Source organism: Saccharomonospora xinjiangensis XJ-54 (genome assembly GCF_000258175.1).
Classification (GTDB): Bacteria; Actinomycetota; Actinomycetes; order Mycobacteriales; family Pseudonocardiaceae; genus Saccharomonospora; species Saccharomonospora xinjiangensis.
In genome coordinates this window covers 1,031,198-1,052,283 of sequence record NZ_JH636049.1, presented here as the reverse complement: position 1 = coordinate 1,052,283, position 21,086 = coordinate 1,031,198, and the positions used below count along the sequence as shown (strand labels likewise).

Here is a 21,086-nt window from a genome sequence, read left to right as displayed (position 1 = left end):
ATTTCTCCTTCACCAGCTCGATTTCCGGACCCCGGGCAGCTCGCCCCGATGGGCCAGGTCCCTCAGGTGAATCCTGGAAAGGCCGAACGCGCGGACGTACCCGCGCGGGCGGCCGTCGATCGCGTCGCGGTTGCGGACACGCGTGCGGCTCGCGTCGCGGGGCATGGCCTGCAGGGCCGACACGGCGGCGGCCTTCGCCTCCGGTGTGGAGCGCGGCGAGCGGATGACGGCCTTGAGTTCGGCTCTGCGCTCCGCGTACCGCGCCACCATGACCTTTCGCCGGTTGTTGCGGGCGATCGCGGATTTCTTGGCCATCAACGGTCCTCCTTGAACTCGACGTGCCGCCGGACGACGGGGTCGTACTTGCGCAGCACAAGGCGCTCGGGATCGTTGCGGCGGTTCTTGCGCGTCACGTACGTGTAGCCGGTGCCCGCTGTCGAACGAAGCTTGACGAGCTGGCGCACCTCGTTGCGGGCCATCTACCGCAGCACCCCCGTGGCGCGCAGTTCGGCGACGACGGCGTCGATGCCGCGCTTGTCGATGGTCTTCATGCCCTTGACCGAGACGCGAAGACGTACCCAGCGGCCTTCGCTCGGCACCCAGTACCTGCGGGTCTGGAGGTTCGGCTCCCAGCGTCGTGATGTGCGCCTATGTGAGTGCGACACCTGTTTGCCGTAGCCCGGTTTGCGGCCGGTGACCTGGCAGATGGCCGACATCAACCCTCCTAGTTGAAAGTGGTTTTCATTATCGTCTAACCTAGCTCATCGTGACCCCCAAGCACCGAACACCCCTGACCCTCGTGAGCGGCCTCTCGCCGGGCGCGAACCACGACGTGACGAGCCTGCTTCGTGGGGACGACCAGCGCACCGCCGTCGTCCACCACGACCTGCGCCGGATCTCCTCCGGCGTGGTGCTGAGAACGGTGCGGCTCGGGCCGGACGAGTCGCACACGGCCCTCGAACTGGCCCACGGCTGTGTTTCGTGCACGCTGCGCGAAGACCTCCTGCCGCTGCTGCGCTCGCTCTCCGCCGACCCCGATGTGGAGCGCGTCGTCCTGCGGCTGGACGAGTCGATGGAGCCGGAACAGGTCAGCTGGGCCATCCACCACGTGCTCGTGGGCGACCGCCCTGTGATCGAGGACGTCGAGATCGAACTCGTCGTGACGGCCTTCGACGCGGGCAGCTGGCTCGATTCCGCGATCGGTGACGAGACACTGGCCGAGCACGGCCTGCCGGGCGCGCCGGACGACGAGCGCACGCTCGCGCAGGTCGCGCTGGCCCAGGTCGAGTTCGCCGATGTGCTCGTGTCCGCAGGCGCCCCGCCCGACGCGTGGACGGCCGCGAGGACGAACGCCGTTCTGCGGCGCGTCGCCCCGGCGGCTCCCGTCGTCGCATTGCCGGAGTTGTCGAAGGTGGCGAAGGGAGCGGAGGGGCTGGAGGGAGTGGAGCCGTCAGGGACGGCGCGGGACCGGCTGCTGAGAGTGCTGCCGTCACACGCCCGCCGTGGTGAGGTGGAGGACCCGCACGGGAGCCTTCTGCGAGGTGAACCACCCCTGCGCCCGGACTGCGGAGTCGCCGTCGCGGTGTTCACCGCCCGAAGGCCGTTCCACCCGGGAAGGCTTTACGACGCGATCGATGTGCTGCTCGACGGCGTCGTGCGCACCCGAGGCAGGGCATGGATCGCGAGTCAGCCCGACACCGTCCTGTGGATCGAGTCAGCAGGCGGAGGTCTCCGGATCGGGCACCTCGGTGCCTGGCTCGACTCGGCAGGGGCGCCTGCGTGGGACGACGTGTCCGGTGAACGCCGCACACTCGCGTCGCTGCGCTGGGACCCGGCCTTCGGCGATCGTCACCAGGAGATTGTGGTCGTCACCCACGATGCCGACCCCCAGCACATCGAGGACACCTTGCGCGCGGCGCTGCTGACCGACACCGAACTCGCGCAGGGCAGGCAGGTCTGGACGGGTTGGACCGACCCCTTCGGACAGTGGCAGCAGGACTGGCAAGAAGGCTGGCAAGACGACCCGCGTGACAGCACCGAGCGCGCCGATGCGCGGGCGAGCGCTCACGGAGAAGGGAACGAGAAGTGAAGCGAGGAATCCACCCCGAGTACCACCCCGTCGTCTTCCAGGACCGATCGACCGGTGACGCCTTCCTCACGCGATCGACGGCCACCTCGGACCGCACGATCGAATGGAGCGACGGGAAGACGTATCCACTGGTGACTCTCGACGTCAGCGCGTACTCGCACCCGTTCTGGACCGGCAACCGGCGCATCGTGGACTCCGCGGGGCAGGTCGAGAAGTTCCGGCGCCGCTACGGCGACCGGGGAACGCGGCGGTGAATACCGCGGCATTTCGACGTCGCCGTTCGCGAGACGGTGACGGAAGCCGCCGCGAGGTGGTGTTCGGTGGCAATGAGGAGGAAACGATGAAGGTGCGCAGGTCGTTGCGGTCGCTCAAGCAGAAGCCCGGGTCTCAGGTGGTCCGGCGGCGCGGCAAGGTTTATGTGATCAACAAGCGGAATCCGCGGTTCAAGGCGCGCCAGGGCTGAACCGTCCGGCGGGTGGCCGGAGAACTGGCCGGTGAGGGAGCCGAGTTTCGGTGCGGCCTGTTCCGCAGTTCTCGGTGTGGCGGGTACGCGGGCTGCGCTCACTCGTACCCGGCCTGCGGCCATGCGTACGAGAAGTGCGGACACGAGACGCGGGGTGTCGTGTCCGCAGTCTGTGTACGGGTGTTTGCACTTTGCGGCGCGGACAGGGGTGCGGGAGGTGCGGACACGCCGGGTCAGAGACCGCCTTCGGCTCTCGGTTTCAAGCCGGGGGCTCCGGGGCCGAGAGCTGCGATCTGGTCGTCCGGATTGTTGAGGGAACAGGTACGCAAGGACAGGCAGCCGCAGCCGACACAGCCCGTCAGCTGGTCGCGAAGGCGCTGGAGCGCGTCGATACGGGCGTCCAGTTCGTCCTGCCACCCGCGTGACAACCTCGCCCAGTCGGCCTTCGTCGGGGCATGGTCGTGCGGCAGAGTGGCCAGCGCCTCGCCGATCTGCTCCAGCGTCAGGCCGACCCGCTGGGCCGCCCGAATGAACGCGATCCTCCGCAGCACGGAGCGAGGGTAACGACGCTGGTTGCCCGCAGTGCGCTCGGCGAAGATCAGGCCACGGTCCTCGTAGAACCGGAGCGCTGTGTGTGGCACGCCACTACGTCGGGCTACCTGTCCGATGGTGAGATGGTCGGCGAGCTTCGGCACTCCGTCACGATACCCGTACTTCCACCAATGTGGAGGTATACCTCGCCGGTTGCCCATCAGGCCATGCCTGCGCACAGCCTCCACGTGTCCGCACTTCCTGCACACGTGTGCGCGTCGTGGAGTGCAAACGCCCGTGCACAGACTGCGGACACGGCACCGTGCGTCTCGTGTCCGCACTTCTTGTACTCGTGTCCGCAGTTGCTGTACGTGTGTGCGCAGTTCCTGTACGCGCATGCGCGTCGCCTGCGCTCCGGTGCTGGCAGCACAGCCTTCGGGCACGCGGGCACGCGGGCACCGGCCCGCTGCGGATCTACCCGATCGCCGACAGCGTCGCGGCCAGCTCTCCGACAGACGCGACCGAACTCTGCACGCGTTTGACGATCTCCCGGCAGGCTTCGTTGACCGCCTCCACCGCCTGCGGTTCCCGTTCGCCGGAAAGCACCTGCCTGCACTGCTCGCCGACCGACGCCGCGATCGACATGGCGTCAGCCGCCGTGCCCGTCGCCAGCGAGTCGAGGTTCCCCGCCACGTCACGGCCTGCCTTCGCGGTCTGCTCCGTCTTCTCCAGCGTGTTGTCGTATCGCGACCCCAGCTCGGCCGCGCTCGCCGCGAAGGCGTCGTGAGCTTCGCCGGACCAGCCGCCGCTGATCTCCCCGACGCCTGCCCGGTATTCGCCCGACGCGTCCCGCAGCCGTGCGGCGGAACGCTCCACCTGGTCGGCATGTGCGATGACGGCAGGCGGATCGCAGTCCATGTGCCGCAACGCGACGATCGGGTCCGGCGAGCCGATCGCGCCTGCCGCTCGGGAAAGCAGAACGAGATCGTCCGACGTCGCGGCTCGCGCGAGGGCGGTGTGCTGGAAACTCATCGGCTCACTCCGCTCGATCGACTTTCTCCCGCCGTCCGTTCAGTTGCCTTCGGAGGGGCCACGGCGGCGCGCCTCTTCCTCTGCCTCGGCCTCAGCGGACTCCTGCTGCTGCCTCTCCTGGCTTTCGCCGCGCCGCTGCCGCTCCTGCTCCGTGGTGGGCTCCATCTCCTTCTGCTGGAGGTCCTCGGAGTGTTCGGAGTCGGCCTGCTCGTAGGTGTCGGCGGCGGCACGAACCGCATGGGCGAGTTCTCTCGTCGAACTCGCCAGCGACGCCATCTCGTCGGCGCGGGTCTTCACCAGCGCGGCCCAGGCGGAAGCCGTCTCCTGAGCCTGCGCGCTCGGGCCGAAGTCCTCCGCTGCGCCCGTGGCAGCACCGGCCGTGTTCGCGGCCTCGTTTGCCCCGTCGGCCGCCGTGTCGAGCCGAGCCGCCCCGCGATACAGGACCTCCGGATCGAGTTCGAATCCCCGCGTCATGTGTCCTCCCCAGTGTTCGTCGGCAGAGCTGTGGTGTCTCTCAGGACAGGGCCTCGGCGCGAGACTGGGCGGCACGTGCCGCCTGGAGCACGGCTTCGGCAAGGTCGGCGAGATTCGTCCGTGCCGCGAGGTCGGCGTTGATCGCCACTTCGAGCACGCGGCCTCGCGAATCGACGACGACCTCGGCGAGCCCCCAGTCGTCCTGCGCCTTGACGCGCTGATCGGCGGCCTGTCCGCGATGGGCGAGAAGGCGGCGATCGACCTGGTCCGACTGTGCGAGCAGGTCGTCGAGTGACGGCAGGTTCTTCTCGCTCATTCCCGTTCCGACGCACACCGGCCCTGCGAGGTTCCGTCGCCGAGGGAACGGGACACCACTCTCACACGTCCCAATGCTCATGGCTTGGGTGAGGGCGCGCGCGGAGGAACTGGCACACCGCACGGAGGCGCCGTCGGCGAACGCGCTCGGCAAATGCCAGCCGAGATGGGTGCGTTCCGGGGGCGGTTCCCCTCAGCCGCCCACCTCGGCGGCCGGTCGCGCCACTCGGGGTGCTCGCCCCGCACGCGCCGGCGAGCGCCTCACCCGCCGTGCTGGATGAGGCATACTCTGCGCTGTGGATCTGGTGACACTCGACGACATTCGCGCCGCAGCGGAGCGGATCACCTCCGGCGTGGTCCGGACGCCCCTGCTGCCGTGCCCGTGGGCGGACTCCGGAAGGCCGTTGTGGCTCAAACCGGAGACGCTCCAGCCCATCGGCGCGTTCAAGATCAGGGGTGCTGTCAACGCCATCGCGCGGCTCGACGACGACGCGCGTCGTCGCGGTGTGGTGGCCTACTCCAGCGGTAATCACGCGCAGGCGGTCGCCTACGCGGCGGCGCAGGAGGGCATCGCCGCGCACATCGTGATGCCCCGGTCCACACCGCAGATCAAAATCGACAACACCCGGTCGTACGGGGCGGAGGTCGTTCTCTGCGGCGACGGGCAGCGGGAGCGGGTGGCGTACGAGATCGTCGCCGAACGCGGTGCCGTGCTCGTGCCGCCGTTCGACCACCCGGACATCATCGCCGGTCAGGGCACCATCGGCCTTGAGATCGCCGAGGACCTTCCTGACGTCGATGTCGTGCTGGTGCCGGTCAGCGGCGGCGGGCTCGCCTCGGGCATCGCGTCGGCCGTGACAGCGCTGCGCCCGGACGCGAAGGTGATCGGGGTCGAGCCGGAACTCGCCGCCGACACGCGCGAGAGCCTGCGCTCGGGATCGCTTGTGGACTGGTCGATCGAGGCCCGCAACCGCACCATCGCGGACGGCCTTCGCTCCCAGCCCTCCGAGTTGACGTTCGCACATCTGTCGGCCCACTTGCACGACCTCGTCACCGTGACCGAGGACGAAATCCGCTCCGCCATGGCCGTGCTGGCGCGCAAGGGCAGGCTGGTCGCCGAGCCGAGCGGTGCCGTCGCGCTGGCCGCGTTCCTGTATCACGCGGGCGAGTTGCCCGAGGGGCGTACGGTGGTTGTGGTGTCCGGCGGCAATGTGGACCCCGTCCTGCTGTCGGACGTGCTGAGCCGATCCCTTGACGAGGAGTGAACGATGTTGTTTGGTGACGACCATGTCCGCCGCTACGAGGAGACCGACGGCGAGGTCGGCTACACCTGGATGAAGGGCACGCCGACCCTCATCCTGACCACGACGGGCCGCCGCAGTGGTCAGCCGCGCAAGTCGGCGCTCATCTTCGGGGAGTACGACGGTCACCACGTCGTCGTCGCGTCGAAGGGTGGCGCGCCCGACCACCCAGACTGGTACAAGAACCTGGTGGCGAACCCGGAGGTCATGGTGCAGGTCAAGGCGGACAAGTTCGCCGCCCGCGCCCGCACGGCGACCGGCGAGGAGCGCGCCACGCTGTGGGCTCACATGGCCGAGATCTGGCCTGACTACAACGAGTATCAGCCCAAGACCGACAGGGAGATTCCCGTCGTCGTCCTGGAGCGTCTCGACTGAGCACCGCAGGACCCGGCGAACGGCGTCGCCGTCCACATCCGCTCACGCTCATCCGCCGGTTTCCCCGTCGCGACAGGGGTTTCTGGTTCGGTCTCGCCATCGAGGTCATCGCGCCGCTCTTGGCGCTCGCGACCCGGTGGCGGCTCGAAGGACACCACAACGTGCCCCGGCGGGGCGGAGTGCTCGTGGCGGCCAACCATCTCTCCTTCGCCGATCCGATCGCGGTGACGTTGTTCACACTGGCCGCGGGGCGGGTGCCGAGGTTCTTCGCCAAGGCCGAATTGTGGGAGACACCCGTTGTGCGGCGGGTGATGGCGTCCGGGCGGCACATCCCCGTGCACAGGGGTAAGGCCAGCGCCCTGCACGCATTCCGTGACGGCGTGGCCTCGGTCCGTGCGGGGGAGTGCGTCGTGGTGTTCCCCGAAGGCGGGTTCACCGACAGGGCGGACGGCTGGCCTACCAGGGGAAAAACGGGACTCGCGCGAATGGCCCTGACCACGGGGACACCGGTGGTTCCCGTGGCGTGCTGGGGCACCCACGAGCTGCTGCCGGTGACCAGCAAGCTACCGAGAGTGCGCCCGAGGCCGACTCTGCACGTGGTGGCCGGTCCCGCCGTCGAGCTGTCGGATCTGCTGAGTGAGCGGCCGAGCGCCAGCGAGCTGAGGGAGGCGACGGAACGCATCATGGCGGCGATCACAAGCCTGCTGGCGGACGTGCGCGGGCGGACCCCACCGGCCGAAGCGGTGGGGGCATAATCGCGGCCATGAGCGAACACTTCGACGTTGTGGTGCTGGGTGCGGGCCCCGGTGGTTACACCGCCGCCGTCCGCGCGGCCCAGCTCGGGTTCGACACCGCCGTCATCGAGGAACGCTACTGGGGCGGGGTGTGCCTCAACGTCGGGTGCATTCCGTCGAAGGCGCTGCTGCGCAACGCCGAGCTGGCCCACCTGTTCACCCACGAGGCGCGCACGTTCGGCATCAAGGTCGATGGCGAGGTGACGTTCGACTACTCCGCTGCCCACCAGCGCAGCCGGAAGGTGGCCGACGGCCGCGTCAAGGGCATCCACTACCTGATGAAGAAGAACGCGATCACGCAGTTCAACGGTCGCGGGACGTTCACGGGTGACAAGTCCATCGAGGTCACCACCGCCAACGGTGTGGAGACCGTGACGTTCGATCACTGCATCATCGCCGCAGGCGCCTCCCCGAAGTTGCTGCCAGGAACCTCCGTCACCGACAGGGTCGTCACCTACGAGGAGCAGATCCTGTCGTCCGACCTGCCCGAGAGCATCGTCATCTGCGGCGCGGGCGCCATCGGTGTCGAGTTCGGCTACGTGCTCCACAACTACGGCGTCAAGGTCACCATCGTGGAGTTCATGGACCGCATGGTGCCTGCCGAGGACGAGGAGGTGTCGGCCGAGCTGGCGAGGCGCTACCGCAGGCTGGGCATCGAGGTGCTCACGTCCACGCGCGTCGAGTCCATCGACGAGTCGGGCGCGAAGGTGCGGGTCACCGTCTCCAAGGACGGTCAGCAGCAGGTGCTCGAAGCCGACAAGGTGTTGCAGGCCATGGGCTTCGCGCCCAATGTGGAGGGTTACGGCCTCGAGAACACCGGCGTGGCGCTCACCGAGCGTGGCGCGATCGATGTGGACGGCCGCTGCCGGACGAGCGTGCCGCACATCTTCGCCATCGGTGACGTGACGGCCAAGCTGATGCTCGCCCACGCGGCGGAGTCGATGGGCATCGTGGCGGCGGAGACGATCGCCGACGTGGAGACCATGGAACTGGACTACCGCATGATCCCGAGGGCGACCTACTGCCAGCCGCAGGTGGCGAGTTTCGGTCTCACCGAGGAGCAGGCCCGCGCCGAGGGCTACGACGTAAAGGTGGCCAAGTTCCCGTTCACCGCCAACGGCAAGGCGCACGGCCTTGCCGACCCGGTCGGGTTCGTGAAGCTGGTCAGCGACGCCAAGTACGGCGAGCTGCTGGGCGGGCACCTCATCGGCCCCGATGTCACGGAGTTGCTGCCCGAACTGACGCTGGCGCAGCAGTGGGACCTGACGGTGCACGAGGTGGCGCGCAACGTGCACGCGCATCCGACCCTGGGTGAGGCCGTGAAGGAAGCCGTCCACGGTCTCGCGGGACACATGATCAACATGTGATGGAGTGGTGCCCTGCGGTGGTTCACGCCGCCGCGGGGCACCGTCATGCCACGGCCTGGCCCCTGCCTGACGGCACCGTGATCGTCGTGTCCTCGTGCCGACCGTCGCCTCGCGTCCGATCGTCGCGGTCCGAGAGCGGCGGCGATCGGAGTCCGGTGTCCACACGGAGCACCATGAACGTCCGAACGGGCTAGTCACGGCAACGCATGGGTGGGTAAAGATCACTACTGATCCGTGTGGTTCCTTCCCCTAAGGTTCTCGTCTATGGCCGTCCCGCACTTCGCCCGGCTCCCGGTGTGTCTCGTGGCCGGCGCCGCGATGGTGGTGCTGCTGGCATTCGGCAACCGGTACGGCTATCACGGTGACGAGTTGTACTTCATCGCCGCCGGGCGGCATCTCGACTGGGGTTATGCCGATCAGCCTCCGCTGCTGCCGCTTCTGGCGCTGCTGATGGACAGTCTGTTCCCCGACTCCGTGCTGGCGTTCCGCCTGCCCGCGGTGCTGTTCACCGGCGCGGGCATCGTCGTGGCCGGGCTGACGGCCCGCGAACTCGGGGGTGGGACACGGGCTCAGGTCATGGCTGCGGGTGCTTATGCGTGCTCGCCGTTCCTGCTCGCCGGTGCCGGGCACATTCTCGCCACCCACATGGTGGACGCTTTCCTGTGGACGGTCGTCGTCTGGCTCGTGGTCCGCTGGGTGCGGGTGCGCGACGATCGCGTGCTGTTCGCGGCGGCACTCGTGACCGCGATCGATCTTCAGGTGAAGTTCCTGATTCCCGTGTTCTGGGCCGTCGTCGTGGTGTCCGCGTTGCTGCTCGGGCCGAGGGACCTCGTGAGGCGGCCGTTACTGTGGGCAGGCGGTGCGGTGGCGGCGGCCGCGTGCGTGCCGACCCTGGTGTGGCAGGCGGCCAACGGCTGGCCGCAGCTGGAGATGAACCGCATCGTCGCCGGTGAGGTGTCGTACGCGGGTGGGCGCGTCACATTCCTGCCGATGGCACTGGAACAGGCCGGGTACGGCGTGGGAGCGGTGCTCGTGGTGCTCGGCGTGTGGTGGTTGCTGCGGTCGCCGAGGCTGCGCGCGTACCGGTTCCTCGGGCTGACCGTGCTCGGTGTGACGGCGGTGTTCTGGGCGTCCTCGGGGCGGCCGTACTACGTCGGCGGCATGTTCGCCCTGTGCTTCGCGGCGTCGGCCGTTGAACTCGACAGGGTGCTCACGTCGCGGTGGCGGCCCGCTGTGGCACTGGCCTACGCGGTGTCGGCGCTGGTGGCCGTGAGCTGGCTGCCGGTGAAGCCGATCTCGGCGTACGCGGGGCAGCCGTACGATCCGATGAACATGGAGCTGGAGGAGTTCGGCTGGCCGCAGGTCGCTGAGAGCGTGGCGTCGGCATACGCCGCGCTGCCGCAGGAGCAGCGGGCGGCGACCACGATCGTCACGGAGACCTACTGGCAGGCGGCGGCGATCGAGAAGTTCGAGCCCGGTCTTCCCGAGGCTCACAGCGGCGGGCGCGGCTACTGGTATTTCGGCTCGCCGCCGGAGGACGCTCCGCTCACCCTGTTCGTCGGTGGGAGCCGCGACCGCCTTGAAGAGTACTTCGGCAGGGTGCGGCTGATCGGCACCGTGGACAACGGGCACGAGGTCAACAACGACAACCAGGGTGCTCCCATCTGGTTGTGCGAGGAGCGCGGGGCGACGTGGGCCGAGTTGTGGCCCTCCTTCCGGCACATGACCTTCAAGTGGTGACGCCCTGGTCACGCACCGTTTCGGCGCGGATCATCCCCTGATGGCCCACCTGGCCGCTTGACGGCGACACGACGCAGCCCTACTTTTGCATGCCAGCGGAGAAAGTGGGGCTGAAATGGATTTAAGTCTGCACGCGACAAGCGGCGAAGTGAGCACCCAGCCCCGGCTCACCACGCGTGGACCAGACCACAACCCCTCGGCGCCGACCACCCGCCTTCCCGGTCGGGAGGGCACGCGAGTGTGGCCGGGCAGGCCGAACCCGCTCCGCAGGCCGAACCTTCGGCGAGCCGGCGGTGGTCACCAAGGAAAAGCGAATCTGACGTTGGGTTTCGACTCGTGACTGAACAGGCAAGCAGCAACGACGGCAGGCGGCCCTCACTCGGGGTCGCCATGGTGGGCCACGCCTTCATGGGCGCCGTGCATTCGCATGCGTGGCGCAGTGTCGCCCGGTTCTTCGACGTGCCGCGCACCCCGAGGATGGTGGTGCTCGGCGGCCGAGACCCCGAACGCACGGCACAGGCGGCCGAGCGCATGGGCTGGGCAGAGTCGGCCACCGACTGGCGGGCGCTCGTGGAACGCGACGACGTGGACCTCGTGGACATCTGCACGCCCGGCGACACGCATGCCGAGATCGCCATCGCGGCGCTTGAGGCAGGCAAGCACGTGCTGTGCGAGAAGCCGCTGGCGAACACGGTGGACGAGGCCGAGCGCATGGTCGAGGCCGCCGAGCGGGCTCGTCAGCGCGGCGTGTTCTCGATGGTGGCGTTCAACTACCGGAGGGTGCCCGCGCTCGCGCTGGCGCGGAGGCTGGTGGCCGAAGGCAGGATGGGGGAACTGCGCCACGTGCGGGCGGCGTACCTTCAGGACTGGCTTTCCGACGCCGAGTCGCCGATGACGTGGCGGTTGCGGAAGGAACAGGCCGGTTCCGGCGCGCTCGGCGACATCGGCGCGCACATCATCGACGCCACGCAGTACGTGTCGGGTCAGACGATCACGGGCGTGTCCGGGCTGACCGAGACGTTCGTACGGCAGCGGCCTTCTCAGGGCGCCGGTGGCACCGAAAACGTCACGGTGGATGACTGCGCGGTGTTCACCGCGCGGTTCTCGTCCGGCGCGGTGGGCACCTTCGAGGCCACCCGGTACGCGCTGGGCCGTAAGAACGCGTTGCGGATCGAGATCAACGGATCGAGGGGCAGCCTCGCGTTCGACCTGGAATCGATGAACGAGCTGTGGTTCCACGACGGGCAGGAGCCGCCGGAGACCGGAGGTTTCCGCCGGATCGTCGTCACCGAACCCACTCATCCCTACGCCGGTGCCTGGTGGCCGCCGGGGCATGTGCTCGGCTACGAGCACACCTTCACGCACGAGATCGCGGATCTGCTCGTCGCGATCGAGGCGGGCACACCACCTGAGCCCGGTTTCGCCGACGGCCTGCGCGTGCAGCGGGTGCTGGAGGCGGTCGAGCGGAGCGCGGAGAACGGATCGACGTACATCACGGTGTAGCCGAGGACCGAGAAGGTCCCCCCCCGTTGGCGACGAGGAGTAGGTACCAGTGCGACGAGGCAGTAGTACCAGGGTGAGCGGGGCGTCACGACGCGGCTGGAAGGCCGGGGTCGCGGCGCTGGCGTTGAGCACGGGGCTCGGTGGCTTCACCGCGGCCGCCGACCAGCGACAAGTCCAGCACGAGGAAGCCAGCGTTCTCGTCTTCTCCAAGACCGCGGGTTTCCGGCACGACTCGATTCCGGCGGGGATCGCGGCCATCGAGGAGTTGGGGGCCGAGCACCACTTCTCCGTGGACGCCACGGAGGACGCCTCGGTCTTCACCGACGACAACCTCGCCGGTTACGACGCCGTCGTGTGGCTTTCCACCACCGGCGACGTCCTGAACTCCGAACAACAGGCCGCCTTCGAGCGTTACGTGGAGGCGGGCGGCGGCTATGTGGGTGTGCATGCCGCGTCGGACACCGAGTACGACTGGCCCTGGTACGGCGATCTGGTGGGCGCCTGGTTCGACTCCCACCCGCGCATCCAGGAAGCGGTCGTCAACGTCGAGGACCGCCAGCATCCGTCCACAGCGGACCTTCCGTACCAGTGGACGCGTACCGACGAGTGGTACAACTACCGCGAGAATCCGAGGCAGGACGTGCACGTGCTGGCCTCGCTCGACGAGGAAAGCTATGACCCCGGCTCCGGGGCGATGGGTGACGACCACCCGATCGCCTGGTGCCACGAGAACAGCGGCGGCCGAGCCTGGTACACCGGAGGCGGCCACACCGCCGAGTCCTACGGCGAACCCGAATTCCTGTCCCACCTCGCGGGCGGCATCCGGTACGCGGCGGGGCTCGCCGACGCCGACTGCTCCACCTCCGAGGACCCCGGCGCCGAACCTCCGGCCGACGGCGACTTCGACCAGATCACCCTGGCCAAGGGCGAGGCCGTCACGGGTGAGCCCATCGCGCTGGCTGTGCTGCCGGACCGCAGGGTGCTCCACACCTCTCGCGACGGCCGCGTCTTCCTGACCACGCCCGACGGCAACACGAGCGTCGCGGCGAACCTCGACGTCTACAACCACGACGAGGACGGGCTCCAGGGCATCGCCGTCGATCCGGACTTCGAGACCAACCGCTGGGTCTACCTCTACTACGCGCCCCCGCTGGACACGCCGTCCGGGGACGCCCCGGAGAACGGGACGCCAGAGGACTTCGCGCCGTACGCGGGGCACAACCAGCTGTCGCGCTTCAAGCTCACCGACTCCGGCACACTCGATCTGGCCAGTGAACAGCGGATTCTCCAGGTGCCTGCCGACAGGGGCATTTGCTGCCACGCCGGTGGGGAGATCGACTTCGACGCCGATGGCAACCTCTTGCTGTCCACAGGGGACGACACGAACCCGTTCGCCTCGGATGGGTACACACCGATCGACGAGCGCTCCGACCGCAATCCCGCGTTCGACGCTCAGCGCAGTGCGGGCAACACCGACGATCTGCGCGGCAAGATCCTGCGGATCACGGTGAGCGAGGACGGCGGCTACACGATCCCCGAGGGCAACCTGTTCGAGCCCGGAACGGAGAAGACCCGCCCTGAGATCTACGCGATGGGTTTCCGCAATCCGTTCCGGTTCGCCGTGGACCGCGAGACCGGCTGGCTGTACGTCGGTGACTACGGGCCGGACGCGGGATCGGCGAACCCCGACCGGGGTCCGGCAGGCACTGTGGAGTTCAACCTCGTGAAGGGGCCGGGCAACTACGGCTGGCCCTACTGCGTGGGAGACAACCAGCCGTACCGCGACTACGACTTCGCGAGCGGAACCTCCGGTGAGGCGTTCGACTGCTCCGCGCCGGTCAACGACAGCCCGCACAACACGGGCCTCACCGAACTGCCGCCCGCGCAGCCCGCGTGGATTCCGTACGACGGCGGGTCGGTTCCGGAGTTCGGCACGGGCGGCGAGTCGCCCATGGGCGGTCCGGTCTATCACTTCGACCCCGGCCTGGACTCGGCCACGAAGTTCCCTGAGTTCTACGACGGCAAGAACTTCGCCTACGAATGGGACCGAGGGTGGATCAAGACGATCGAGGTCGGCGAGAACGGTGAACGTGGCGCCATCGAGCCGTTCTTCGACTCGATGCAGCTGCGAAGGCCGATGAACATCGAGTTCGGTCCCGAAGGTTCGCTGTACGTGCTGGACTACGGCAGCGGCTACTTCGGTGGCGCACCGGACTCGGCGGTCTACCGCATCGATTACACGTTGGGCAACCGCACGCCGCAGGTGTCGCTGTCGGCCGACGTGACGTCGGGTCCGGCGCCGCTTCGGGTCACGTTCGACCCCTCCGGCACGACGGATGCCGACGGCGACGAGCTGGCCTACGCCTGGGACTTTGACGGCGACGGCCAGACCGACGCGACCGATGCGGGTCCCGTGACCCACACCTACACCGAGAAGGGCCAGTACAGCGCCAAGCTGTCGGTGACCGACAGCACCGGACTGACCGGGAGCGCCGGTGTTGTGGTGACCGTGGGCAACACCGCTCCGGTCGTCACACTCGAAACACCGGCCGACGGCGGGTTCTTCGGCTTCGGCGACACCGTGCCGTTCACGGTGAGCGTCACGGACGCCGAGGACGGCGAGATCGACTGCTCGAAGGTCACGGTCGAGTACATCCTCGGCCACGACAACCACGGCCACCCGCTGTCGAGGGCGACCGGGTGCGAGGGCGTCATCGAGACTCCGGCCGACGAGGGCCACGGACTCGACGCGAACATCTTCGGCGTCCTCAACGCGCGCTACACCGACACGGGTTCCGGTGATGTGCCCGCGCTGGAGGGCTCCGACGAGGTCGTGCTCCAGCCGAAGACCAAGCAGGCCGAGTACTTCACCGAGTTGAGCGGCGTGCAGGTCGTGAACGCGGGCGGCGCCAGTGGCGGCAAGCGGGTCGGCTACATCGACGACGGCGACTGGATCAAGCTCGAACCCGCCGACCTCGGCGGCGTGGACGGCATCACCTACCGGGTCTCCTCCGGCGGTGCGGGCGGCACGATCGAGGCGAGGATCGGCGCGGCCGACGGCCCCGTGGTGCACACGGTGGAGGTGCCCAACACCGGCGGGTACGACAACTACACGGAGATCGGTCCGATCGCTGTCACCGATCCGGGTGAGAGGGGGCCGCTGTTCCTGGTCTTCCGCGGCCAGGCCGGTGGAGGATTGTTCGACGTGGACGCTCTCCACGTCGCCGGAGACGGCGTCGCCCAACCCGGTACCCCGCCTGCCGACTGCGAGCCCGCACAGCCAGAGGAGGGCTACCGGATGCTGTTCGACGGCACCGCCTCCTCGCTCGCAGGCTGGCATCAGGCCGGTCCCGGCTCGTTCGAACTCGGTGAGAACTGCACCATCTCCTCGGTCGGCGGCATGGGGCTGCTGTGGTTCGGCGAGGAGTTCGGCTCCTACAGCCTCAAGCTCGACTGGAAGATGGCCGGTGACGACAACTCCGGTGTGTTCGTCGGGTTCCCCGACCCTGGCGACGACCCGTGGATCGCGGTGAACCAGGGCTACGAGATCCAGATCGACGCCACGGACGCCCCGGAGAAGACCACCGGCGCGATCTACGGGTTCCAGTCGGCCGATCTGGCGGCACGGGACGCCGCGCTCAACCCTCCCGGCGAATGGAACTCCTACGAGATCGTGGTCCGCGATCAGACGATCACGGTGTATCTCAACGGAACGCTGATCAACGAGTTCGTCAGCACCGATCCTGGACGCGATCTGACTACGGGTTTCGTGGGGCTTCAGAACCACGGCGACGGTGACGACGTGTCGTTCCGTGACGTTCAGATCAAGGAACTGGACACCACGGCCCCCGTCACGGAGGCGTCGTTCGCCGAACCCGGTGCCGGAGGATGGCACGCGGGAGCGGTCGGGGTGACGCTGACGGCAACGGATTCCGGCTCCGGCGTCGAGCGCATCGAGTACAGCCTCGACGGCGGTGACTGGACGCCCTACACCGAGCCGGTCGTGATCAGCGGCGACGGTGAGCACACGATGCTCTACCGCGCCGTGGACAGGGCAGGCAACGTCGAGACCGACAAGGCCGTCACCGTCGCGATCGACGGGACCGCCCCGGTCGTTCTTGTCAGCGGGGTCGCCGACGGCGTCGTCTACGGCGATGCGGAGGACCTCGCCGTGTCCTGGCAGGCACGCGATGCCACGTCCGGTATCTCGTCGGCCTCGGCTCGGCTCGACGGTGCGGAACTGGAGCCGAGCACCACGGTGCCGCTGCACACGCTGGACCTCGGCGAGCACACGATCACCGTGGAGGCCACGGACAGGGCGGGCAACACCGCCGAGCACACGCTGACCTTCGTTTCGACGACGTCGATCGACGACGCGCGGGCGCTGGTGTACCGGTTCGCGGGCGACGACCGGCTGTCGCGGGCGGGGAAGGTCAGGCTGCTGGCGGATCTGGCGCAGGCCGACCTCGCACTCGACCGCGACCGTCACCGGCAGGCACTGCGTGCTCTGGAGTCGTTCGTCCAGACGGCCGAGCGCGTCCCGGACAGCGCCGTGAGGGAGGTGCTGGTGCGGGACGGGCGAGCCCTGATCGGCGATCTCGATGGCAGCGCGCCGTTGCCCGGCGTGTCGTGATCGTCTCCCCGGTGGGTGCGTGCGGCGCGGCGGGCGCCCACCGGGGAGTCTCCAGGGATACATCGCACGGCGGACGCCGGGGGAGCGTGACGGGACAGGGCAAGGCAGGCAGGGCAGGGCGGCGCGAGGCCCGCCGCGAACGAGGACGAGGAAACTGAGGTGTGCAGCATGGCGCCCACAGGGTTGTGGTTGATCGGTGCCCGGGGTTCGGTCGCGACCACGGCGATCACGGGTCTGTTCGCGTTGCGGTCCGGTATCGCCGCTCCAGCCGGATGTGTCAGCGCGCTGCGGGAGTTCGCCGACGCCGGGCTGCCGGAGTGGGACGAGCTGCACGTCGGTGGCCACGACATCGTTGACACAAGCCTCGACAAGCGGGCCGAACTGCTCGCCGAGTCGGGCGTGATCCCGCACCGGGTCGTCGAGGCCGTGCGGCCCGCTCTGTCCGATGTGGAATCCCAGATCCGGTACGGCTACCACCCGGCGACGCACGCGGGAACGCAAGCCGAAGCGGCACAGAAGCTCGCGGCCGACATCACCGCGTTCGCGCGACAGTACGACCTCGCCAGGGTCGTGGTGGTCAACGTGTCCTCGACGGAGCCAGTGTTTCCCGCGCTGCCCGAACACGACGACCTCGCCGCGCTGGAGGCGGCCATGGCCGTGCCAGGCAGGACGGTGCTGCCGCCGAGTTCGGTCGCGGCCTACGCGGCGCTGCGGGCGGGCTGCCCCTTCGTCGATTTCACGCCGTCGAGAGGGGTCCGGCTGCCCGCGCTGGAAGAGCTGGCACGGCAGCGGCGCCTGCCGTACGCGGGATCGGACGGCAAGACCGGCGAAACCCTGGTGCGCAGCACGCTCGCGCCCATGTTCACCACGCGTGGCCTCGCCGTGCGCTCGTGGGCGGGTACCAACCTGCTCGGCGGAGGTGACGGGATGACGCTGGCCGACGCCGAGCACGCAGGCAGCAAGCTCGCGTCCAAGGGCCGAGGATTGGCGACGTTGCTCGGCGGCGAGGTCACGGCACCCCTGCACATCGACAACGTTCCCGACCTCGGCGAGCAGAAGATCGCGTGGGACCACGTGTCGTTCGAGGGTTTCCTCGGAACGCGCATGAGCATGCAGTTCACCTGGACCGGCTACGATTCGTCGCTCGCCGCGCCGCTGGTGCTCGACCTGGCCCGCTTCACGGCCGCCGCTCACGCCGCAGGACAGGAAGGCCCGCTGGCGTCGCTGGCGTTCTTCTTCAAGGACCCGGTCGGCACGGCCGAACACCGCCTCGCCGAGCAGTTCTCCGAACTCGTGCGCTGGGCGGCCGCCCTGTGAACGCGTACGCCGAACTGGTCAGGGCCCCCGCTGCGCTGAGCGTGGTGGGTGACACGGTGGCCGGTGCCGCCGCCGCGAACGTCCCGCTGCGGGGCCGCAGGCGGCTGCTTCCGCTGGCGTCGGTGGCGTTCTACTGGGCCGGAATGGCGCTCAACGACTGGGCCGACCGCGATCTCGACGCGGTCGAGCGGCCCGAACGGCCGATCCCCTCGGGCAGGGTGAGCGCGAGGGCAGCGCTGAGCACGGGGATCGCCCTCACCGGCGCGGGACTCGCGCTGGCCCGGATCGGAGGCGGAGCCCGCGCGTGGCGCACCTCGGTGCCGCTGGCGGCGTGCCTGTGGGCCTACGACACGAGGGTCAAGGGCACGGTTCTCGGGCCGGTCGGCATGGCGGCGTGCCGGGCACTGGACGTGCTCCTCGGCGCGTCGGGAAGGGAGAGGGCCGCTGTCGCGGCGGCCGGAGCACTCGGTGTGCACACGCTCGGCGTCACCGCGTTGTCGGCGGGGGAGGTGCACGGCGCCGATCGGCGCGTGGCAGGAGGCGCGCTGACCGCCACCGTCACGGCTGTGTCCGTCGCCACCACGGTGCCCAAGCGGGGTGGCGAAGGCCAGGCCGGCGGCGGGCCGCGCCGTGCGGCGACGGCGTTGTTCTCGGCCACGTACGCGGCCTCCGTCGGCGGCGCCCAGTACGCGGCCCTGCGAAAGCCCTCGGCCCAGCGGGTGCGGGCCGCCACCGGTGCCGGAATCCACGGCATGGTTCCGCTGCAAGCCACCATCGCCGCCCGGCACGGAGCGGTGCGCGCCGCGACCGTGCTGATCACCGCCCTTCCGCTGGCCAGGAGACTCGCGAGAAAGGTGAGCCCCACGTGAGCACACTGCGATTCGGCTACGGCACCAACGGTTTCGCCAATCACCGGCTCGACGACGCGCTGGCCGTCATCGCCGATCTCGGCTATTCGGGCGTGGCGCTGACACTGGACCACGCGCACCTCGATCCCTTCGCCGACGACGTGGTCGCCCAGACCGCGCGGGTCGCGAGGCGGTTGTCGGAGCTGGGGCTCGGTGTGGTGGTCGAGACAGGGGCACGGTTCCTGCTCGACCCGTGGCGCAAGCACCAGCCGACACTGCTGTCCGGCGAACCGGGTCCCCGGATCGACTTCCTTCGCAGAGCGGCCGAGATCGCCGACGATCTCGGCGCGGAATGCGTGTCGTTCTGGTCGGGGGTCGCCGACTCCGCAGTGGACGAAGAGACGGCGTGGCAACGCCTGCTGTCGGGGGTCTCGGCCGTGCTGGAGAACACGAACGCCCGGTTCGCGCTCGAACCCGAACCAGGCCACTACGTGCAGCACCTCGATCAGGCACTGCGGCTTCGTGCGGAACTGGGCGAGGTTGACCGGCTCGGCATCACACTCGACGTCGGGCACTGCGTCGCCGTCGAACCGGTCAGCGCGGCGGAGTGTGTGCGCGAGGCCGGGCCGCTGCTGTTCAACGTCCAGCTCGACGACATGCTCCCCGGCGTGCACGAGCATCTCGAATTCGGCGAGGGACGGCTCGACCTGGCCGACACGCTCGCGGCGCTGGCCGAGGTGGGTTACCGGGGACTCGCGGCGGTCGAGCTGCCCCGGCACAGCCACGCCGCCCCCGACGTCGCCCGCAGGGCGAGAGCGGCATTGGCCTCGGCCGACTGGGTGGTGGACGCGGAATCGGCGATCCGTGCCGAACCGGAGCGCATCCGCGTGCTCTTCCCCTCGGCAGGCCGGAGAGTGGGACGCGCCGCGCTCCGCCCCGGCGTGGACCCGGAAGGGCTCGTCCACGGCACCGCCGACGACCGCGCGCGGGGCCGCTTGCTCGCCGCGCTGGCCTCGGCGCTGGACACCGACGCGCTCGTGAAGGAAGTGGAAGAGCTATACCGCTACGGCGACGGCGCCGAGCGCCGGGGTGTGTTGCGCAACCTCCACGTCCTGCCGGACGAGCCCCGCGTCGTCGAGGCGGGGCAGCGGATGGTGGCCGACGCGCTACGGGCCAACGACACCGGGCTCGTGGCCGCAGCGCTCGGGGAGTTCGCGGCCGACCATCTCGATGACCACAGTTGGCGGCACGGGGTGTTGAAGTGCCTGTTCACCGGGGTTCCGACCGCGGCCGTCGCCGGACTCGACCGGCGCGGCGACGCCGAGTTGCGCCGCATGGTCGCCGACTACGTGGCCGAGCGGAAGGCGGCGGGACGCACCGTGCCTGCCGACGCCGAGGCGATCCTGGCCTCCGGCGCCACCTGTGACGAGGAGGTCAGCCGATGAAGATCTTCGACCCGCACATCCACATGACGTCGCGGACCACCGACGACTACGAGAAGATGCGCGCCGCCGGAGTACGGGCACTGGTCGAACCCGCTTTCTGGCTCGGGCAGCCCCGCACGAACGTCGGGTCGTTCACCGACTACTTCGACGGGCTGATCGGATGGGAGCGGTTCAGAGCGGCGCAGTTCGGTATCCGCCACCACTGCACCATCGCGCTCAACCCGAAGGAGGCGAACGATCCCCGCTGCGCCGGTGTGCTCGACGTCCTGCCGCGCTACCTCGCCAAGGACGGCGTGGTGGCCGTCGGCGAGGTCGGCTATGACTCGATGACCGACGCCGAGGAGAAGGCGTTCACGTATCAGCTCGGGCTCGCGATCGAGCACGACCTTCCCGTGCTCGTCCACACGCCGCACCGCGACAAGCTCGCGGGCACACGGCGCACCCTCGACGTCGTCGCGGAGTCGGGCATCGACCCGGCCCGGGTGGTGGTTGACCACCTCAACGAGGTCACCGTCGGGCTCGTGGCCGACGCGGGATGCTGGATGGGCTTCTCGATTTACCCCGACACGAAGATGGACGAACACCGCATGGTCGCCATCCTCAAGGAGTACGGCACCGACCGGATGCTCGTGAACTCGGCGGCCGACTGGGGACGTTCGGACCCGCTGACGACCTACCGCACCGGGAAGACCATGCTCGAAGCCGGGTTCACCGAGTCTGATGTGGACGCTGTGTTGTGGGACAACCCCGTCGCCTTCTACGGGCAGAGCGGCAAACTGATGATCGAACAGCTGCCGGTCACCTCGGAGTCCGGCACGTTCGAGGGCAACTCGATCCTGCGCGGCGCGAGGAAGTGAGC

The 21,086-nt window shown here is 69.1% G+C and carries 21 protein-coding genes; 14 read left to right on the top strand and 7 right to left on the bottom strand.

Translation table 11 applies throughout. The features are described 5' to 3' along the window. Positions 1-9: 9 nt before the first annotated feature. From rpsN to rpmB, 3 genes are read right to left on the bottom strand one after another with little or no spacing between them, the layout of a single operon-like run. Positions 10-315 carry a 30S ribosomal protein S14 gene (gene rpsN, locus SACXIDRAFT_RS04235; protein WP_006237245.1) on the bottom strand — a complete coding sequence of 102 codons (306 nt, stop codon included), beginning with the start codon at positions 313-315 and terminating at the stop codon, positions 10-12. Further along, positions 315-479, bottom strand: a complete 165-nt coding sequence (gene rpmG, locus SACXIDRAFT_RS04230; protein ID WP_006237244.1) for a 50S ribosomal protein L33 — start codon at positions 477-479, stop codon at positions 315-317. Before rpmG ends, rpsN begins: the two co-directional genes overlap by 1 nt. Beyond that, positions 480-716 carry a 50S ribosomal protein L28 gene (rpmB, locus tag SACXIDRAFT_RS04225; protein WP_006237243.1) on the bottom strand — a complete coding sequence of 79 codons (237 nt, stop codon included), beginning with the start codon at positions 714-716 and terminating at the stop codon, positions 480-482. 50 nt (positions 717-766) lie between these two features. On the opposite strand from rpmB, the gene mrf reads away from it, so the two are divergent. From mrf to ykgO, 3 genes are all read left to right on the top strand, one after another. Next, on the top strand, positions 767-2,089 hold the full coding sequence (mrf, locus tag SACXIDRAFT_RS04220) for a ribosome hibernation factor-recruiting GTPase MRF (RefSeq protein ID WP_006237242.1): 1,323 nt from the start codon (positions 767-769) through the stop codon (positions 2,087-2,089). After that, complete coding sequence (locus tag SACXIDRAFT_RS04215) at positions 2,086-2,343, top strand: type B 50S ribosomal protein L31 (RefSeq protein ID WP_006237241.1); 258 nt, start codon at positions 2,086-2,088, stop codon at positions 2,341-2,343. The genes mrf and SACXIDRAFT_RS04215 overlap by 4 nt, the downstream gene beginning before the upstream one ends. Before the next feature lie 86 nt (positions 2,344-2,429). Beyond that, positions 2,430-2,552 carry a type B 50S ribosomal protein L36 gene (ykgO, locus tag SACXIDRAFT_RS04210; RefSeq protein WP_040922454.1) on the top strand — a complete coding sequence of 41 codons (123 nt, stop codon included), beginning with the start codon at positions 2,430-2,432 and terminating at the stop codon, positions 2,550-2,552. A 233-nt stretch (positions 2,553-2,785) separates the two neighbouring features. Here ykgO and soxR read toward each other — a convergent pair whose 3' ends face one another. From soxR to SACXIDRAFT_RS04190, 4 genes are all read right to left on the bottom strand, one after another. Beyond that, entirely contained in the window at positions 2,786-3,247 is a 462-nt protein-coding gene (soxR, locus tag SACXIDRAFT_RS04205) for a redox-sensitive transcriptional activator SoxR (protein ID WP_040922039.1), read from the bottom strand. A 310-nt stretch (positions 3,248-3,557) separates the two neighbouring features. Further along, positions 3,558-4,115, bottom strand: a complete 558-nt coding sequence (locus SACXIDRAFT_RS04200) for a WXG100 family type VII secretion target (RefSeq protein ID WP_006237238.1) — start codon at positions 4,113-4,115, stop codon at positions 3,558-3,560. A gap of 39 nt (positions 4,116-4,154) precedes the next feature. Further along, complete coding sequence (locus tag SACXIDRAFT_RS04195; protein ID WP_006237237.1) at positions 4,155-4,589, bottom strand: type VII secretion target; 435 nt, start codon at positions 4,587-4,589, stop codon at positions 4,155-4,157. A gap of 40 nt (positions 4,590-4,629) precedes the next feature. Continuing rightward, the gene (locus SACXIDRAFT_RS04190) at positions 4,630-4,905 is read right to left on the bottom strand and encodes a YbaB/EbfC family nucleoid-associated protein (RefSeq protein WP_006237236.1); all 276 of its coding nucleotides are present in this window, start codon (positions 4,903-4,905) and stop codon (positions 4,630-4,632) included. Between the two features lie 295 nt (positions 4,906-5,200). Here SACXIDRAFT_RS04190 and SACXIDRAFT_RS04185 point away from each other — a divergent pair, with 295 nt between their 5' ends. The 11 genes from SACXIDRAFT_RS04185 (at position 5,201) to SACXIDRAFT_RS04135 (ending at position 21,084) form a co-directional block, all read left to right on the top strand. Continuing rightward, positions 5,201-6,169 (top strand): threonine ammonia-lyase, encoded by a 969-nt coding sequence (locus SACXIDRAFT_RS04185; protein WP_006237235.1) that lies wholly within the window; start codon positions 5,201-5,203, stop codon positions 6,167-6,169. 3 nt (positions 6,170-6,172) lie between these two features. Continuing rightward, complete coding sequence (locus SACXIDRAFT_RS04180) at positions 6,173-6,580, top strand: nitroreductase family deazaflavin-dependent oxidoreductase (protein ID WP_006237234.1); 408 nt, start codon at positions 6,173-6,175, stop codon at positions 6,578-6,580. A gap of 50 nt (positions 6,581-6,630) precedes the next feature. After that, positions 6,631-7,335, top strand: coding sequence for a lysophospholipid acyltransferase family protein (locus tag SACXIDRAFT_RS04175; RefSeq protein WP_050986906.1), 705 nt, complete (start codon positions 6,631-6,633; stop codon positions 7,333-7,335). An 8-nt stretch (positions 7,336-7,343) separates the two neighbouring features. Then, entirely contained in the window at positions 7,344-8,741 is a 1,398-nt protein-coding gene (gene lpdA / locus SACXIDRAFT_RS04170; RefSeq protein ID WP_006237232.1) for a dihydrolipoyl dehydrogenase, read from the top strand. A gap of 264 nt (positions 8,742-9,005) precedes the next feature. After that, complete coding sequence (locus SACXIDRAFT_RS04165) at positions 9,006-10,481, top strand: ArnT family glycosyltransferase (RefSeq protein ID WP_006237231.1); 1,476 nt, start codon at positions 9,006-9,008, stop codon at positions 10,479-10,481. Positions 10,482-10,871: 390 nt separating this feature from the next. Beyond that, positions 10,872-11,984: a Gfo/Idh/MocA family protein gene (locus tag SACXIDRAFT_RS04160; RefSeq protein WP_040922453.1), complete on the top strand. Its 1,113-nt coding sequence runs from the start codon at positions 10,872-10,874 to the stop codon at positions 11,982-11,984. A 49-nt stretch (positions 11,985-12,033) separates the two neighbouring features. Then, the gene (locus tag SACXIDRAFT_RS04155; protein ID WP_006237229.1) at positions 12,034-16,617 is read left to right on the top strand and encodes a ThuA domain-containing protein; all 4,584 of its coding nucleotides are present in this window, start codon (positions 12,034-12,036) and stop codon (positions 16,615-16,617) included. Between the two features lie 168 nt (positions 16,618-16,785). Further along, the gene (locus SACXIDRAFT_RS04150) at positions 16,786-17,934 is read left to right on the top strand and encodes an inositol-3-phosphate synthase (protein WP_006237228.1); all 1,149 of its coding nucleotides are present in this window, start codon (positions 16,786-16,788) and stop codon (positions 17,932-17,934) included. Further along, positions 17,931-18,803: an SCO3242 family prenyltransferase gene (locus SACXIDRAFT_RS04145; protein ID WP_006237227.1), complete on the top strand. Its 873-nt coding sequence runs from the start codon at positions 17,931-17,933 to the stop codon at positions 18,801-18,803. Before SACXIDRAFT_RS04150 ends, SACXIDRAFT_RS04145 begins: the two co-directional genes overlap by 4 nt. Continuing rightward, on the top strand, positions 18,800-20,227 hold the full coding sequence (locus SACXIDRAFT_RS04140; RefSeq protein ID WP_006237226.1) for an EboA domain-containing protein: 1,428 nt from the start codon (positions 18,800-18,802) through the stop codon (positions 20,225-20,227). Before SACXIDRAFT_RS04145 ends, SACXIDRAFT_RS04140 begins: the two co-directional genes overlap by 4 nt. Beyond that, positions 20,224-21,084 carry a TatD family hydrolase gene (locus SACXIDRAFT_RS04135; protein ID WP_006237225.1) on the top strand — a complete coding sequence of 287 codons (861 nt, stop codon included), beginning with the start codon at positions 20,224-20,226 and terminating at the stop codon, positions 21,082-21,084. Before SACXIDRAFT_RS04140 ends, SACXIDRAFT_RS04135 begins: the two co-directional genes overlap by 4 nt. Positions 21,085-21,086: the final 2 nt, after the last annotated feature.

Coding starts and splice junctions, on each gene's coding strand:
- SACXIDRAFT_RS04165 (WP_006237231.1), top strand. CDS start 9,006: ATGGCCGTCCCGCACTTCGCCCGGCTCCCGGTGTGTCTCGTGGCCGGC.
- rpmB (WP_006237243.1), bottom strand. CDS start 716: ATGTCGGCCATCTGCCAGGTCACCGGCCGCAAACCGGGCTACGGCAAA.
- SACXIDRAFT_RS04160 (WP_040922453.1), top strand. CDS start 10,872: ATGGTGGGCCACGCCTTCATGGGCGCCGTGCATTCGCATGCGTGGCGC.
- SACXIDRAFT_RS04150 (WP_006237228.1), top strand. CDS start 16,786: ATGGCGCCCACAGGGTTGTGGTTGATCGGTGCCCGGGGTTCGGTCGCG.
- rpsN (WP_006237245.1), bottom strand. CDS start 315: ATGGCCAAGAAATCCGCGATCGCCCGCAACAACCGGCGAAAGGTCATG.
- ykgO (WP_040922454.1), top strand. CDS start 2,430: ATGAAGGTGCGCAGGTCGTTGCGGTCGCTCAAGCAGAAGCCCGGGTCT.
- rpmG (WP_006237244.1), bottom strand. CDS start 479: ATGGCCCGCAACGAGGTGCGCCAGCTCGTCAAGCTTCGTTCGACAGCG.
- SACXIDRAFT_RS04195 (WP_006237237.1), bottom strand. CDS start 4,589: ATGACGCGGGGATTCGAACTCGATCCGGAGGTCCTGTATCGCGGGGCG.
- SACXIDRAFT_RS04190 (WP_006237236.1), bottom strand. CDS start 4,905: ATGAGCGAGAAGAACCTGCCGTCACTCGACGACCTGCTCGCACAGTCG.
- SACXIDRAFT_RS04200 (WP_006237238.1), bottom strand. CDS start 4,115: ATGAGTTTCCAGCACACCGCCCTCGCGCGAGCCGCGACGTCGGACGAT.
- lpdA (WP_006237232.1), top strand. CDS start 7,344: ATGAGCGAACACTTCGACGTTGTGGTGCTGGGTGCGGGCCCCGGTGGT.
- SACXIDRAFT_RS04180 (WP_006237234.1), top strand. CDS start 6,173: ATGTTGTTTGGTGACGACCATGTCCGCCGCTACGAGGAGACCGACGGC.
- SACXIDRAFT_RS04135 (WP_006237225.1), top strand. CDS start 20,224: ATGAAGATCTTCGACCCGCACATCCACATGACGTCGCGGACCACCGAC.